We start from the raw sequence: 14,593 nt of genomic DNA, 5'->3' as shown, positions 1-14,593 counted from the left end.
CGGGTTCCTCGGGCGCCAGCGGCGCGGCAGTCTTTGCGGTCGTGCCCCGGACGGCCGGGGCGCAGCGGAGGCGGATGAGAGGGTCTGCGCCGGCCCTGGTGGCCCGGCCGGGGCTGCGCCGCCGATGGGGCGCGCCACCCCTCATCCCGGTCCTCCCCGCCGCTGTCCGGCCGGGGCCGGGTCCGCGCGGGGAGGGAGATCGCCGGGCGGACCCGGCGACCGCTCACACCGGCATGTTGTCGTGCTTGCGGGGCGGCTGCTCGAGCTTCTTGGTGCGCAGCATGGCGAGCGCGCGGGCGAGGCGCCGGCGCGTCGAATGCGGCATGATCACCTCGTCGATGAAGCCCCGCTCCGCCGCCACGAACGGCGACAGGAAGCGCTTCTCGTAGTTCTGGGTCTGGGCGGCGATCTTGTCCGGGTCGCCCATGTCGGCCCGGAAGATGATCTCCACCGCGCCCTTGGCGCCCATCACCGCGATCTGGGCGGTGGGCCAGGCGTAGTTGACGTCGGCGCCCACGTGCTTGGAGGCCATCACGTCATAGGCGCCGCCGAAGGCCTTGCGGGTGATGACGGTGACCAGCGGCACGGTCGCCTGCGAGTAGGCGAACAGCAGCTTGGCGCCGTGCTTGATGAGGCCGCCGTATTCCTGCGCGGTGCCGGGCAGGAAGCCGGGCACGTCCACGAAGGTGACGATCGGGATCTCGAAGGCGTCGCAGAAGCGCACGAAGCGGGCCGCCTTGCGGGAGGCATCGCTGTCGAGCACGCCGGCCAGCACCATGGGCTGGTTGGCGACGAAGCCCACCGTGCGGCCCTCGATGCGGCCGAAGCCGGTCACGATGTTCTTGGCGTAGGCCGCCTGGATCTCGAAGAAGTCGCCCTCGTCCACGACCTTCAGGATCAGCTCCTTGATGTCGTAGGGCTTGTTCGGATTGTCGGGGACCAGCGTGTCGAGGCTGTCGTCGTAGCGGCCCGGATCGTCGAACGACGGCCACTCGGGCACGCCCTCCTGGTTGTTGGAGGGCAGGAAGTCGATGAGGCGCCGGGTCTCCAGCAGCATCTCGACGTCGTTCTCGAACGAGCCGTCCGCCACCGAGGACTTGGTGGTGTGCACCTTGGCGCCGCCCAGCTCCTCGGAGGTGACGGTCTCGTTGGTGACCGTCTTCACCACGTCCGGGCCGGTCACGAACATGTAGGACGTGTCGCGCACCATGAAGATGAAATCGGTCATGGCGGGGGAGTAGACGTCGCCGCCGGCGCACGGGCCCATGATCAGCGAGATCTGCGGGATGACGCCCGAGGCGATCACGTTCCGCTTGAAGACTTCGCCGTAACCGCCGAGCGCGGCGACACCTTCCTGGATGCGGGCGCCGCCGGCATCGAACAGGCCGATGATGGGCGCGCGGGTCTTCAGCGCCATGTCCTGGATCTTGGTGATCTTGCGCGCGTGCTCCTCGGAGAGGGAGCCGCCGAACACCGTGAAGTCCTTGGCGAACACGAACACCTTGCGGCCGTTGACCGTGCCCCAGCCGGTGACGACGCCGTCGCCCGGGATCTTCTGGTCGGCCATGCCGAAGTCCACGCAGCGGTGCTGCACGAACGTGTCGTACTCCTCGAACGTGCCGCGATCGAGCAGCAGCTCGATGCGCTCGCGGGCGGTGAGCTTGCCGCGCGCGTGCTGTGCCGCGATGCGCTTCTCGCCGCCGCCGAGGCGGGCGACGCCGCGCCGGTTCTCGAGCTCTTCGAGGATGTCCTTCATGCCGAGCGCCCCTCTGTGGGAACCTGAGTTCGATCCGAGACTAGCGGCGGGAGAAACCCTGCGAAAGCCGCAGCTTCAGCATTCCGCGAGAACGGTCGGGATGTCGGCTAACAGGAGTTGCGGGGATGTGGAATATGTGAAAAATTCACATTGCGGATTGTGAAGAATTTGCAATCGCGAAGTCCGGGGCTGCCCATGCGTCAGAAGGTCTATGCCGGCCATGCCGTGCGCCGGCTGCGGGAGAAGCTGGGGCTGAAGCAAAGCGAGCTGGCCCAGCGCCTCGCCATCTCCCCATCCTACGTCAACCAGATCGAGAGCAACCAGCGCCCGCTCACGGCCTCGCTGCTGATCGCCATCTCCCGCACCTTCGCCGTGGATATCACGTCCTTCGGCGCGGAGGATCTCGACCGGCTGGTGGCTGACCTGCGCGAGGCCACCGCCGACCCCCTGTTCAAGGACCTCGACCTCGGCCTGCAGGATGCCAAGGCGGTGGCGAACCTGTCGCCCGCCTTCGCCCATGCCTTCCTGCGCATGCACGTGGCCCTGCGGCGCACGGCGGAGTGGCGCGCCTCCCTGGATGACATGCTCACCGCCGGCGTCGCGCCCGGCGCCGACGAGGCCAAGATGATCCCGTACGAGGAAGTGCGGGACTTTTTCCACTACATTGACAATTACGTGGACGGCCTTGATCGCGCAGCAGAAAATGCCGCGTCTTCACTTGGAATCCTAGACGGCTCGGACCCCTTCGCCGCCTTCTCCGCGCATCTGGCGCGGCAGCACGGCGTGCAGGTGGAGATCGGTCCGGCCGACCCCGGAGCCCCCCTCTCCCGCTTCGATCCGAGGGTGCGGCGGCTGGTGCTGTCCGGCGTGCTGCCGGTGGCCACCCGCGCCTTCCGCCTCGCGGCCACCATCGCCCAGCTGGAGCATGAGCGGCTGGTGGAGGAGACGGTCGCGGCCGGCGCCTTCCGCAGCCAGACGGCCGCGGAGATCTGCCGACTCGCGCTGCAGAACTATTTCGCAGGCGCGTTGATGCTTCCTTACCGGCGCTTCCTCGATCTCGCGCGCAGTCTGCGGCACGACCTCGACAGGCTGGTGCTGGAGACCGGCGCGAGCCTGGAGCAGGTGTGCCACCGGCTCTCGACCCTGCAGCGCCCGGGGGCGAAGGGGGTGCCCTTCTACTTCGCCAAGGTCGACCGGGCCGGCAACATCACCAAGCGCCATTCGGCGACGCGCTTCCAGTTCGCCCGCCACGGCGGGGCCTGTGCGGCATGGAACGTCCACGAGGCGTTCGAGATGCCGGGCCGCATGCTGGTGCAGCTGGGCGAGATGCCGGACGGGGCGCGCTACATCTGCCTTGCCCGGGCGGTGTCGAGCCCGTCCCTGCGCCATGGCCAGCCGGCGCGCGCCTTCGCCTTCGGCCTCGGCTGCGAGGTCGCCTTCGCCCACGACATCGTCTACGCCGACGGGCTGGACCTGAAGGCGGCGCCGGTGGCGCGGCTCGGCGTGTCCTGCCGCATCTGCCCGCGCCGCGACTGCGACCTGCGCGCCTTCCCGCCGCTGGATCGGGAAATCCGCATTGACGAGAACGTGCGGGAGATCGTCCCCTTCACCATCTCGTGACGCAATTTCGCCGCGTGACCGCTTCCGAAACGCCCCGCCCGCGCACATGAAACGCCATCACAAGGCGGATAGAGTGCGGCATCGGCTCGGGTCGAGTCGCATGGGAGTGATCCATGAGGGTGCTCAAGGTGGCCGGCTGGGTAGCCGGCCTGGCGATGGCGGGAATGGTTTCGGCGCAGGCGGCGCCGGGCTTCTCAACCGCGAACGTCAACATCCGGACCGGTCCGGATACGGAATTCCCCAGTCTCGGCGTTATTCCCGACGGCTCGCCGCTCGAGATCGAGGGCTGCCTCGAGGACGAGTCCTGGTGCGACGTGATCTGGCAGGACTACCGCGGCTGGGTCTACAGCGAATATCTCGGCTTCGAGCAGCAGGGCCGCTCCGCCGTGCTGCCGGATTGGGGCCTCGCGGCTGTCGGCGTGCCGGTGGTGGCGTTCGCCGCCTCGCAGTACTGGAACAATTATTACGTCAACCGCCCGATCTACGTGAACCAGCCGTGGTACGCGGATCGCTGGCGCTGGGAGGCCTATAACCCGCGGCCGCGCCCCGGCTGGGGCCCGCCGCCTCCCGGCCCGCGCCAGCCCGGCTGGTGGCGTTCCGGCTACATGCCGCCTCCCGGAATGCAGCCCCCGCCTCCCGTGACCCCGCCGCCCCCGCCCGGCTGGGGACGTCCCGGCTATCCCGGCTATCCGGGTGGCCCCGGCGCACCCGGCTATCCCGGCGGACCCGGTCGTCCCGGCTATCCCGGTGGTCCCGGCCAGCCCGGCGGTCCGGGTGGTCCTGGCTATCCTGGAGGTCCCGGCCAGCCGGGTGGTCCCGGCTATCCCGGCGGTCCGGGTGGTCCCGGCTATCCTGGAGGTCCCGGCCAGCCTGGCGGTCCGGGCGGCCCCGGCTATCCCGGCGGTCCCGGCCAGCCGGGTGGTCCCGGCGGTCCGGGCGGTCCCGGCTATCCCGGCGGTCCGGGTGGCCCCGGTGGTCCCGGCGCGGGTCAGCCGGGCCAGCCCGGTCTTCCTCCCGGTCAGCCGGGTGGTCCCGGTCGCCCCGGTGGTCCCGGCGCGGGTCAGCCCGGCCAGCCCGGTCTTCCTCCCGGCCAGCCGGGTGGCCCCGGTCGCCCCGGTGGTCCCGGCGCGGGCCAGCCCGGCCAGCCCGGTCTTCCTCCCGGCCAGCCGGGTGGTCCCGGTCGCCCCGGTGGTCCCGGCGCGGGTCAGCCCGGCCAGCCCGGCGTGCCTCCCGGTCAGCCGGGTGGTCCCGGTCGCCCTGGTGGTCCCGGTGCGGGTCAGCCGGGCCAGCCCGGCGTGCCTCCCGGCCAGCAGGGTGGCCAGCCGCAGCGGCTCACGCCGGCGCAGGAGCGTCAGCAGCAGATCCAGCAGCGTCAGCAGCAGCTTCAGCAGCGCCAGCAGGAACAGATCCAGCAGCGCCAGCAGCAGCTGCAGCAGCGCCAGCAGGATCAGCTTCAGCAGCGCCAGCAACAGCAGCAGCGCCAGCAGGAGCAGATCCAGCAGCGCCAGCAGCAGCTGCAGCAGCGCCAGCAGGAGCAGTTCCAGCAGCGCCAGCAACAGCAGCAGCGCCAGCAGGAGCAGATCCAGCAGCGCCAGCAGCAGCTGCAGCAGCGCCAGCAGGAGCAGTTCCAGCAGCGCCAGCAACAGCAGCAGCGCCAGCAGGAACAGTTCCAGCAGCGTCAGCAGCAGTTCCAGCGCCAGCAGGATCAGCGCCAGCAACAGTTCCAGCAGCGCCAGCAGCCGCAGCAGCAGCCCCAGCAGCAGCAACAGCGGCCGCAGGGTGGCCGGCCGAACTGCAACGGGCCGGACTGCCCGCAGCCCCGCTGACAGCTCGCGCACCATCCCGAAGCCCGGCGGCGACGCCGGGCTTCTTCTTTTGTGCGGATGCCGGCCCGCTGCCGCCTTGCCCATCGACGCCGGCGCGCAGCCGGGCTAAGGGGCAGGCCCATGTCCCAGTCCCAGTCCGGCCCGATGGCCCGTCCCGCCGCCAGCACCGATCCGGGCGCGGCCCCGGTTGTGCGCTTCGCGCCTTCGCCCACCGGCCTGATCCATGTGGGCAATGCCCGCACGGCGCTGCTGAACGCGCTCCTCGCCCGGCGCGCCGGCGGCACCTTCATCCTGCGCCTCGACGATACCGACGCCGCCCGCTCCCGCGCCGAATATGCGCAGGCGATCGTCGCGGACCTCCATTGGCTCGGCATCCCGCCCGATCGTGCGTTCCGCCAGTCGGACCGGCTCTCCGCATATGCGGAGGCGGCGGAACGGCTGAAGGCGGCGGGGCGGCTCTATCCCGCCTACGAGACGGAGGAGGAGCTGGAGCTGAAGCGCCGCCTCCAGCGCGCGCGCGGCCTGCCGCCGGTCTATGACCGCGCGGCGCTCGCCCTGTCGGCGGAGGAGCGCGCGCGGCTCGAGGCCGAGGGCCGGCGTCCCCACTGGCGCTTTCGGCTCGATCACCGCACCGTCGGTTGGGTCGACGGGGTACGCGGCCCGCAGCATGTGGACACGGCGAGCCTCTCCGATCCCGTGCTGGTGCGGGCAGACGGTTCCTTCCTCTACACGTTGCCCTCGGTGGTGGACGACATCGCCATGGGGATCACGGATGTGATCCGTGGCGAGGACCATGTGACCAACACCGCGGTGCAGATCGAGATCTTCGAGGCGCTGGGCGGTCCGGTGCCGCGCTTCGCCCACCATAATCTCCTCACGCTGCCGTCCGGAGAGGGCTTGTCCAAGCGGCTCGGCCACCTCTCGCTCGCGGCCCTGCGCGAAGCCGGCCACGAGGCGCTGGCGGTCGCTGCGGCGGCGGTTCTGGTGGGCACCTCCAGCGCGCTGGAGGCTGTGGAGAGCCTCGATGCGCTGGCGGCGCGGGTGGACCTTGCCCACATCTCCCGCGCGCCGGCCCGGTTCGACCCGGACGAGCTCGGCGCGCTCACCGCCCGGACCCTCCACCTGATGCCGCCCGAGGTGGCCGTGCCGCGGCTGGAGGCGGCCGGCATCGGCGGCGGCGCGGACTTCTGGCGGGCGGTGCGGGGCAATCTGGAGCGCTTCGATGATGCCGCCACGTGGTGGCACATCGTCTCCGCGCCCGCCGCCGGGGGGATTGCCGAAGAGGATCGCGCCTTTCTGGCCGAAGCCGCCGGCCTTTTGCCAGCCGGGCCGTGGGGCGCGGACACCTGGACCCCTGACGCCTGGAGCGCCTGGACCCGCGCCTTGAAGGCGGCGACCGGCCGGTCGGGCCGGAGCCTGTTCCATCCCCTGCGGCTCGCGCTCACCGGGCGGGAGAAGGGGCCGGAGCTCGCCGCCCTGCTGCCGCTGATGGGCCGCGCCCGGGTGGCCGGACGTCTGGCGGGGCAGGTCGCCTGACTGGGAGATGCGGGCGGGTACTTCCGGCATTGGCAGGGCAGGGCCGATGTGCGGGCGTCCGCGAGCATGATGCGCGGTCCCGACAGGACGGCGGGGCGGGAGGGGCGCCGCCGCAGGGGGCGTGCACGGCAGGAATGGGGGCGGAAGCGGCCGGATGCGAAACGCCGGCGGCTTCCCCATGCAGGGCGGAGCCCGGCCGTCCCCGCGCCCTATAGGCCCGATGGCAGAGCGCTGGCCTCAGCCGCCGCCAGGGTGATCACCAGCCCCGCGTGGTCCGAGATCCGCCCGTCCGCGCCGAAGCGGTTGGGGATCAGCTCCACCCCCACGGCGCGCAACGCGGCACCGTGGGCCAGATGGTCGATGGACAGGTGATCCTGCCCGGCAACGGGCCCGGCGGTCGCGACGGTGAGGCGCGGGCCGAGGGTCGCCATGAGCTTCTCATGCACGGCGCGCGGGGCGCGGGTGCGCGGGAGCGTCTGGTTGAAATCGCCGAGCAGAAGGGTGCGCGCGGCTTCCGCGGGGGCGCGGTCGAGGAGCGGCTGCAATCCGTCGAGAAAGCGCTGGTGCTCCTCCCACGGACGGGCATCGTGGCGGCCCAGCCGCACATGGGCGCCATCCCACGGAATGCACACGCCGATCACATCCACCGGGCCGGCCGGCGTCGCGGTCCTCCCCCGCACGAAGCGGCCGGGCGGTAGCTGCGGATCGCCCACATCGTCCACCGCTTCCCATGGCCGGGCGCTCCAGAGAAGCACCTTGCGGCGGCCGGGACGGGTGGGGCCGCCGAAGTCGGCGGCCGAGGTGATGCAGCGGTCCGGAGGGAGGAGGTCGGCGGTCGCCTCGGTCAGGCAGACGAGATCGGGCGCGTGGTCGGCGATGACGGCGCGGACGGCGGCGCCGCGGGCTGTTCCGGCCCGCTGCCATTGCACGTTCCAGACAAGGACCCGGACGGTCATGCGGGATGCTTCCGCCGAACGGGCGCCCCGGCCCTACTGCGCCGCGCCCGGCTGGTTCTGGGCGTTCTGCGAGCGGGGCAGGGGGACGACGCGCACGTTGCGCTGGCCCGGCTGCTCGGAGGCGGGCGCCAGCGGCGCGGCGACGGTGGCGCCCTGCTGGCCGGCAGCGGTGGCGTCGGCCGCGGGAGCCGCTTGCGGAGCCTGCCGGGCCTGACCCTTGCCCTTGCCGGCGGGGTCTGCGAGGCGCGGCTGCGACATTTCCCGGGCCTGCTCCTCGGTGACGAGGATGTCGCCCTTGCGCAGGGTGGTCTCGTCCTCCAGCCCGGCGAGCGCCTGCGCCCACGACTGGCCGGCCGGCTTGCAGGTGCAGGACGGCACCAGTTCCTTGCGGTAGCGCAGGGCGTTGGGCAGCGACATGTAGGGCTGCCCCGAGACGCTCACCGCCGACTTGATGTCGCCGCTGTAGGTGAACAGCTGCGCGTCCGAGCCCGGGCACAGCCGCTTGCAGAGCTGGTCGTCCTGCGCATAGCGGCTGGAATTGGTGGAGCTCGCCATGGGGAAGAAATAGCCGTCGCAGGTGCGCACGCACACGGTGCGCGACGAATACTGGCGCGGCTGGTCCAGCGGGATGGTGCCGAGATCCGGGGCGGTCTCGTCCTCCGGCTCGGCCTGCTGGGTGCCGAAGATGGCGTCGAAGAAATTGCGCGGGCGCTGCGGCTCGCTGCGGCGGGCGGCCTGCACGGCGGCGGTGTACTGGGGGCCGCAATTGTTCTGCGCCAGCGCCAGGATGAGCGCGCGCCGCTGGCCGGTCTGCTCCGAGCCGCCGCGCTCGATGCCGGCGAGCTGGGAGCGCAGGCGCGAGACCTGGTCGTCGATCTGGTCGCACTGGGGCGGACGCGGCGGGCCCTGGAAGATCAGGAAGCCGCGCGGCGCATCGCAACCCATCCCGCGGGCCTGCGAGGTCAGCCGGTCGAGGTCGCCGCGCAGCCGGGCCGCCTGCTGCTGCTGGGCGGCGGCGCCGTTGGGGCTGCGGTCGATGGCCATGAGGGAGGATTCGAGCTGCATGCAGGCCGGGCTGCCGGCCTGGGCGAGCGCATCACCCGCTGCGCCGGCCGTTGCCGCCGCCATCAGAAGCGCGAACACCAGTTTGCGGGACACGCCCCGGACGCCCGTGCGTCGCTCCGACCCCATACTCACCTCGAATCCCGCTCTGCGCCCCACCCGGCCGGCTTCTCTATAAACCGACAGCGCGGGGCAATGGTGACCAAACTGTGGCCTCTTCACCGCGGGGAAGGGGCGGTGCTCCCGTCCCCGCCCCGGGCGGCTTATCAGCTCTTGCCGCGCGAGCGGATGTTGAAGCTGTCGAACGCATATTCCGCGATCTGCCACCACACCAGCTGGTCGGAGCGGATGGCGTTCATGGACTCCAGCGCCTGCTTGAAGGCGGGGTTGGTGGCGGCAAGCTCGTTGTAAAGCTCGAACGCGGCCTTGTAGCCGGCTTCCATGATGGAGGCGGGGAAGGGCTTCAGCTCCACCCCCTGCTGCACCAGCCGGCGCAGGGCAGGCGGGTTCACCGCGTCGTACTTCGCCAGCATCCAGTTGTTGGCGGCCTCGGCGGCGTTGCGCACGATGGCCTGATAGTGCTTCGGCAGCGCGTTCCACTGGGCGTTGTTGACCACCAGGTGGAGCATGGCGCCGCCCTCCCACCAGCCCGGGTAGTAGTAGTATTTCGCCACCTTCACCAGGCCGAGCTTCTCGTCGTCATACGGGCCGACGAACTCGGCGGCGTCGATGGAGCCGCGCTCCAGCGCCGGATAGACGTCGCCGGGGGCGATCTGCTGCGGCACCACGCCGAGCTTGGCCAGCACCTGCCCGCCGATGCCGCCGATGCGGAACTTGAGACCCTTCAGGTCCTCCACGCTGGTCAGCTCCTTGCGGAAGAAGCCGCCCATCTGGCATCCCGAATTGCCCATGGGCATGGAGGTGACGTTGTACTTCGCGAGCACGCCGTTGATGATCTGCTCGCCGCCGCCGAAGAACCACCAGGAATGCTGCTGGCGCGAGTTGAAGCCGAACGGCACGCCGGTGCCGAAGGCGAGCGCGGTGTCCTTGCCGGTGTAGAAATAGGTCGCCGTCTGGGCGCACTCCACCGAGCCGGTGGAGACCGAATCCAGCGCCTGCAGGCCGGGCACCAGCTCGCCCGCCGGGAAGGTCTGGATCTGGAAGCGGCCGTCGGTGGCCTCGGCCACGTATTTTGCGAAGATCTGCGCCGTGCCGTAGATGGTGTCGAGCGAGCGCGGGAAGGACGAGGTCAGCCGCCAGCGCACCTCCGGCTGGGTCTGCGCGACGGCGGGGGCGGCAAGGGCGCCGGTCGCCAGCGCGGTGGCCGATGCGCCAATGAAATGCCGGCGCTTGATCTCCATGGGGGGCTCCTCGGACCTGTTCTTGTGGACACGTTCGTCGGGGCGCAAGGGGTGTCACGGCGCGGGCCGGCCGTCAATCGCGAGCCGGCACACGGGTACGGCATCCCTTTGCGCAAGCGGCGCGGTGCCCCATATGGAGGGTGACAACCCACGGGAGCTTCCATGACCGTCGCGCCGTCGTCCGCTGCGTCATTCCCCGCGCCTGCTTCGCATCCGGTCCCTCCGCGCACGACCCGCGCGCCGTTCCGGCCGCGCGCGGCGCTGCTCGCCCTCGGGGCGCTGCTCGGGGCCGCCCTGCTCGGCGCCGTGCCGGCGGCGGCGCAGGAGCCGAACCTCATCTTCAAGAAATCGACGGTCTGGAAGTTCCTGACGCCGGACGACAAGCTCGCGGTCTATGGCATCGACGACCCGTTGGTGGAGGGGGTCGCCTGCCACTACACCACGCCCGAGAAGGGCGGCGTGAAGGGCATGGTGGGCCTCGCCGAGGAGGTCTCCGACATCTCCCTCGCCTGCCGGCAGGTGGGCCCCATCTCGTTCAAGGGCAAGTTCGAGCAGGGCGATGTGGTGTTCCGCGAAAGCCGCTCGTTCTTCTTCAAGAAGATGCAGATCGTGCGCGGCTGCGATACCAAGCGCAACGTGCTGGTCTACCTCGTCTATTCGGACAAGCTGATCGACGGCAGCCCGAAGAACTCCACCTCGACCGTGCCGATCATGCCGTGGGGCGGGACCGGCGAGGTGCCGAAGTGCGCGGATTTCCTGCGATAGACCGCGATCCGACCGGATTGAATCCCGCTGGCCGGTGAATGCCTGCCGGTCCAGGCTGGCGCACGCGCCGGGGCGGAGCGCCTGCGCGTGCCGCCCCGGGAAGAAGTTCGTGCCGCCTAGAGGAAGCCCACCTTGCCGGTGGCGATGTCGTAGATTCCGGCCATCGACTTGAGCGTTCCGGCAGCGGCGTGGGCCGACAGGATCGGGCCGGCCGTCTGCGCCAGCGTCGCGTTCAGCCTGGCGTTCTGCTCGGTGGCGGCGGCGAGGAGGTTGGCCGGGTTGGTGCGCATGGCATCGTAGACGGCGGGCCGCAGGGCATTGACGAGGCTCGGCAGATGCCCCGGCGGGAGGGTCTTGTCCCGGATGGATGTGATGGTGGCATCCACCGCGCCGCAGGCGGTGTGCCCGAGCACCACGATCAGCTTGACGCCGAGGACGGCGGCGCCGAATTCCAGGCTCGCCAGCCCGTCCTCATTGATGAAATTGCCGGCGACGCGCACGACGAAGAGCTCGCCCGGCCCCTGGTCGAACACCAGCTCCGGCACCACGCGCGAATCCGAGCAGGCGACGATGGCGGCGAACGGCCGTTGTCCCTGAGACCGCTTGAGGCGGTCGGCGGAATAGTCGGCGTTCTGCGGCGTTCCGGCCACGTAGCGGGCGTTGCCGTCGATGAGCCGCTTCAGGGCATCCTCGGGCGAGACCGGCTCGGGCGCGCTGGCCTGCGCGAAGGCGGGCGCTGCTGCGACCAGCGGCGCTGCGGCGAGTGCCAGTCCTGCAGCAAGCAGGCCGCGGCGTCCGATCGGCTGTGTTGGGCACTTCTCGCACATGGGCGTTCCTCTCCCGGCAAATCGTTGGGCGGTGTCTCGGCCGCCGATTGGCCCCGCCTGCGCGCAGGTGCGCGTCAAGGCGAGACGCAGCGGAACATAGCCGATTTCGGAAGCGGAAGCCCGAGCGGAACCGTTCACAACTTCGCGGAAGATCGCGGGGCCGCGGCCCCCCGCGATGCTTGCCGGGACAGGGAGGTTCTCGCCCTAGCGCGAGCAGGTGATGGTGACGGTCTCCGGGCAGAGCGGCCCGGTGCAGGCGGGCGCCGGGGCGGCGCTCGCGGGGGTGAACCCGCTGCCCGGCTGGGCGACGCGGCCGAAGTCGATGGCGTGCTCGTAATCGTGGGAACGGCACCAGGCGTCGGCGGCCTGCCGGCCGCAGGGCGCGCCGGAGGCGAGGCAGGCGTCCACGCCGGAGCCGTCCGAATTCTCGATGATGAAGATGCGGCTCTCCGCGCGGGCGGCGGCGGCCGAGAGGGCGAGCGCGAGGGTCGCGATCGCCAGCGTTCTGGAAGATGGCATGAAGAAGGACGAGCCTCTCTGACATGGCGCGGCGCCTGTTCGCGCGGGGCGGCGGAGAGCCGGTCCGGAGGCGAGGGGCGGGCGGGGACGACGGTTTCGCCACGGCCCCCGCCGGCGCAGCCGCGGTTCGGATAGACGCGGGGCGGCCGCATGGTCAAGCGGAGCTGCATAACGTTTTGCGGAGCGGCTGCGCGGCCCGCGGCACGATCGGTACCCCGACCCTCGCCCAGTTCCGCGCTCAGGGGCCGGAGCCGGCCTTCCGCCGCCCCGGCGCGCGCGAAAATCCTTGACGCCCGCCCCCGCGCGAACCATTGTCCCGCGCCATGAACGGCGGTCTCGTCACCATCTGCGCCATTGCGGCGATTATTTGCGGTTAGCCGAAAAGCTGGCCGCGGCCGTCCTTTGCTGCTCTTCTAAGACAAGGATCTGGACGCCCCGGCCGGTGGACCGGCTTGGCGCATTGTGCTGCGCCATTCGGGGGAACGATCCATGGAGCTCAGGCTCTACAATACGCTGACCCGCTCGAAGGACCTGCTGCGTCCGCTCGATCCCGCCCGCGTGCGCATGTATGTGTGCGGGCCGACGGTCTATGACCACGCCCACATCGGCAACGCGCGCCCGGTCATCGTCTTCGACGTGCTGTTCCGCCTGCTGCGCCGCCTCTACGGCGCCGACCACGTGAAATATGTCCGCAACATCACGGACGTGGACGACAAGATCAACGCCCGCGCCGCCGAGCGCTCCATCTCCATCCGCGACCTGACGGAAGAAACCTACCGCTGGTTCCGCGAGGATACCGCGGCGCTGGGCTGCCTGCCACCCAGCGTCGAGCCCCGCGCCACCGAGCATATCGCCGAGATGCGCACCCTCATCGAGGGGCTGGTCGCCTCTGGCCATGCCTATGTGGCGGAGGAGCACGTGCTGTTTCACGTGCCGTCCATGCCGGACTACGGCCGCCTCTCCCGCCGCCCCTTGGACGAGATGGTGGCCGGCGCGCGGGTGGACGTCGCCCCCTACAAGCGCGATCCCATGGACTTCGTGCTGTGGAAGCCGAGCGATGCCGGCGTGCCCGGCTGGCCCTCGCCGTGCGGCATCGCCACCCCCGGGCGCCCGGGCTGGCACATCGAGTGCTCCGCCATGTCGTGGCGCCACCTGGGCGAGACCTTCGACATCCACGGCGGCGGCATCGACCTCGTGTTCCCGCACCATGAGAACGAGATCGCCCAGTCGCGCTGCGCCTTCCATACCGGCGTGATGGCGCAGATGTGGATGCACAACGGCTTCCTGATGCTGGAAGGGGAGAAGATGTCGAAGTCGCTCGGCAACTTCGTCACCATCCGCGAGCTTCTGGACGAGTGGCCCGGCGAGGTGCTGCGCCTCGCCATGCTCTCCACCCACTACCGCCAGCCCATCAACTGGACCCGCCAGGGCCTCGGCTTCGCCGCCAAGACTTTGGACAAGTGGTATCGCGTGATCGGCGAGGTGGAGGCGGAGACCGGCGAGGCGAACCCGTTCGAGACCGAGATCGCCGACCGCCTCGCCGACGACCTGAACACCCCCTCCGTCATCTCCCACCTGCACCACCTCGCCGAGGTGGCGGAGCATGAGGAGACGTCCTCCGCTTTGCGCCGCCGCTTCAAGGGCGCGGCCAACCTGCTCGGCCTGCTCGGCGATACCGAAAGCGGGTGGCGCGCGCGGCAGAAGCAGGCCATCGCCCTCGACGAGCAGGTGATCGCCGGCCTCATCGCCGAGCGTCTCGCCGCGCGCAAGGCCAAGGACTTCAGGCGCGCCGACCAGATCCGCGAGGAGCTGGCGGCCCAGGGCGTGGTGCTGATGGACAACAAGGACGGGACAACCAGCTGGGAGGTGTCGCGATGAGCGCCGCCCGCCTCTCCCTGCGCCCCTATTTGCCCGCCGACGCACCCGCGCTCGCCGCCCTGTTCCGGGCCTCCATCGCGGAATTGACCGGCGAGGATTACGACGAGGAGCAGCAGGAGGCCTGGAGCGCCGCGGCCGCCGACGAGGAGGCTTTCGCCGCCCGTCTCGGTTCCCTGCTCACGCTGGTGGCGCTGCGCGATGGCGTCCCGGTGGGCTTCGCCGCGCTCAAGGACAATGCCCACGTCGATCTTCTCTACGTGGCGCCACAGGCCGCCGGCACCGGCGTCGCGCGGGCCCTCGCCGACGCGCTCGAGACCCTGGCGAAGGGGCGCGGCACCCGCGTGCTGAGCGTGGATGCGAGCGACACCGCGCTCGGCTTCTTCCAGAAGCGCGGCTACGTGCCCCAGCGCCGCAACATGGTGCCCCGCGGCGATACCTGGCTCGCCAACACCGCCATGGAAAAGCAGCTCGGGGACGGGAAATGACG

General features: G+C 70.8%; 12 protein-coding genes. 6 read left to right on the top strand and 6 right to left on the bottom strand.

From position 1 onward, the window contains the following. Window positions 1-223: 223 nt before the first annotated feature. Window positions 224-1,756, bottom strand: coding sequence for an acyl-CoA carboxylase subunit beta (locus V5F49_RS02005; protein WP_394114844.1), 1,533 nt, complete (start codon window positions 1,754-1,756; stop codon window positions 224-226). Between the two features lie 195 nt (window positions 1,757-1,951). Between V5F49_RS02005 and V5F49_RS02000 the strand changes: the two genes are divergently transcribed. The 3 genes from V5F49_RS02000 to V5F49_RS01990 all read left to right on the top strand — a co-directional run bounded on the left by V5F49_RS02000 (window position 1,952) and on the right by V5F49_RS01990 (window position 6,738). Beyond that, on the top strand, window positions 1,952-3,376 hold the full coding sequence (locus V5F49_RS02000; protein ID WP_394114845.1) for a helix-turn-helix domain-containing protein: 1,425 nt from the start codon (window positions 1,952-1,954) through the stop codon (window positions 3,374-3,376). A 113-nt stretch (window positions 3,377-3,489) separates the two neighbouring features. Continuing rightward, complete coding sequence (locus V5F49_RS01995; protein ID WP_509210733.1) at window positions 3,490-5,202, top strand: SH3 domain-containing protein; 1,713 nt, start codon at window positions 3,490-3,492, stop codon at window positions 5,200-5,202. A gap of 144 nt (window positions 5,203-5,346) precedes the next feature. Next, window positions 5,347-6,738 carry a glutamate--tRNA ligase gene (locus V5F49_RS01990; protein ID WP_394114906.1) on the top strand — a complete coding sequence of 464 codons (1,392 nt, stop codon included), beginning with the start codon at window positions 5,347-5,349 and terminating at the stop codon, window positions 6,736-6,738. 209 nt (window positions 6,739-6,947) lie between these two features. On the opposite strand, the gene V5F49_RS01985 is transcribed toward V5F49_RS01990, so the two are convergent. The 3 genes from V5F49_RS01985 to V5F49_RS01975 all read right to left on the bottom strand — a co-directional run bounded on the left by V5F49_RS01985 (window position 6,948) and on the right by V5F49_RS01975 (window position 10,111). Continuing rightward, complete coding sequence (locus V5F49_RS01985; protein ID WP_394114847.1) at window positions 6,948-7,694, bottom strand: endonuclease/exonuclease/phosphatase family protein; 747 nt, start codon at window positions 7,692-7,694, stop codon at window positions 6,948-6,950. Between the two features lie 33 nt (window positions 7,695-7,727). Continuing rightward, a complete protein-coding gene (locus tag V5F49_RS01980) occupies window positions 7,728-8,852 on the bottom strand; it encodes a DUF2865 domain-containing protein (protein WP_394114848.1) in 1,125 nt (374 codons plus the stop codon). A 170-nt stretch (window positions 8,853-9,022) separates the two neighbouring features. Continuing rightward, entirely contained in the window at window positions 9,023-10,111 is a 1,089-nt protein-coding gene (locus V5F49_RS01975; protein ID WP_394114907.1) for a TRAP transporter substrate-binding protein, read from the bottom strand. Between the two features lie 168 nt (window positions 10,112-10,279). Between V5F49_RS01975 and V5F49_RS01970 the strand changes: the two genes are divergently transcribed. Then, window positions 10,280-10,882: a CreA family protein gene (locus V5F49_RS01970; protein WP_394114849.1), complete on the top strand. Its 603-nt coding sequence runs from the start codon at window positions 10,280-10,282 to the stop codon at window positions 10,880-10,882. A 116-nt stretch (window positions 10,883-10,998) separates the two neighbouring features. Here V5F49_RS01970 and V5F49_RS01965 read toward each other — a convergent pair whose 3' ends face one another. Continuing rightward, window positions 10,999-11,709 carry a carbonic anhydrase gene (locus V5F49_RS01965; RefSeq protein WP_394114850.1) on the bottom strand — a complete coding sequence of 237 codons (711 nt, stop codon included), beginning with the start codon at window positions 11,707-11,709 and terminating at the stop codon, window positions 10,999-11,001. Between the two features lie 204 nt (window positions 11,710-11,913). Further along, window positions 11,914-12,228, bottom strand: a complete 315-nt coding sequence (locus V5F49_RS01960) for a hypothetical protein (RefSeq protein WP_394114851.1) — start codon at window positions 12,226-12,228, stop codon at window positions 11,914-11,916. 489 nt (window positions 12,229-12,717) lie between these two features. Here V5F49_RS01960 and cysS point away from each other — a divergent pair, with 489 nt between their 5' ends. Further along, window positions 12,718-14,106 (top strand): cysteine--tRNA ligase, encoded by a 1,389-nt coding sequence (gene cysS, locus V5F49_RS01955; RefSeq protein WP_394114852.1) that lies wholly within the window; start codon window positions 12,718-12,720, stop codon window positions 14,104-14,106. Continuing rightward, a complete protein-coding gene (locus tag V5F49_RS01950; RefSeq protein ID WP_394114853.1) occupies window positions 14,103-14,591 on the top strand; it encodes a GNAT family N-acetyltransferase in 489 nt (162 codons plus the stop codon). The genes cysS and V5F49_RS01950 overlap by 4 nt, the downstream gene beginning before the upstream one ends. Window positions 14,592-14,593 lie beyond the last annotated feature (2 nt).

Origin of the sequence: Xanthobacter lutulentifluminis (genome assembly GCF_043194675.2) — a bacterium.
Lineage (GTDB): Bacteria > Pseudomonadota > Alphaproteobacteria > Rhizobiales > Xanthobacteraceae > Xanthobacter.
Note: the sequence above shows the minus strand (reverse complement) of the source record. Positions and strands in the feature narration are given on the sequence as shown.

Coding starts and splice junctions, on each gene's coding strand:
- V5F49_RS02005 (WP_394114844.1), bottom strand. CDS start 1,756: ATGAAGGACATCCTCGAAGAGCTCGAGAACCGGCGCGGCGTCGCCCGC.
- V5F49_RS02000 (WP_394114845.1), top strand. CDS start 1,952: ATGCGTCAGAAGGTCTATGCCGGCCATGCCGTGCGCCGGCTGCGGGAG.
- V5F49_RS01995 (WP_509210733.1), top strand. CDS start 3,490: ATGAGGGTGCTCAAGGTGGCCGGCTGGGTAGCCGGCCTGGCGATGGCG.
- V5F49_RS01990 (WP_394114906.1), top strand. CDS start 5,347: ATGGCCCGTCCCGCCGCCAGCACCGATCCGGGCGCGGCCCCGGTTGTG.
- V5F49_RS01985 (WP_394114847.1), bottom strand. CDS start 7,694: ATGACCGTCCGGGTCCTTGTCTGGAACGTGCAATGGCAGCGGGCCGGA.
- V5F49_RS01970 (WP_394114849.1), top strand. CDS start 10,280: ATGACCGTCGCGCCGTCGTCCGCTGCGTCATTCCCCGCGCCTGCTTCG.
- V5F49_RS01965 (WP_394114850.1), bottom strand. CDS start 11,709: ATGTGCGAGAAGTGCCCAACACAGCCGATCGGACGCCGCGGCCTGCTT.
- V5F49_RS01960 (WP_394114851.1), bottom strand. CDS start 12,228: ATGCCATCTTCCAGAACGCTGGCGATCGCGACCCTCGCGCTCGCCCTC.
- cysS (WP_394114852.1), top strand. CDS start 12,718: ATGGAGCTCAGGCTCTACAATACGCTGACCCGCTCGAAGGACCTGCTG.
- V5F49_RS01950 (WP_394114853.1), top strand. CDS start 14,103: ATGAGCGCCGCCCGCCTCTCCCTGCGCCCCTATTTGCCCGCCGACGCA.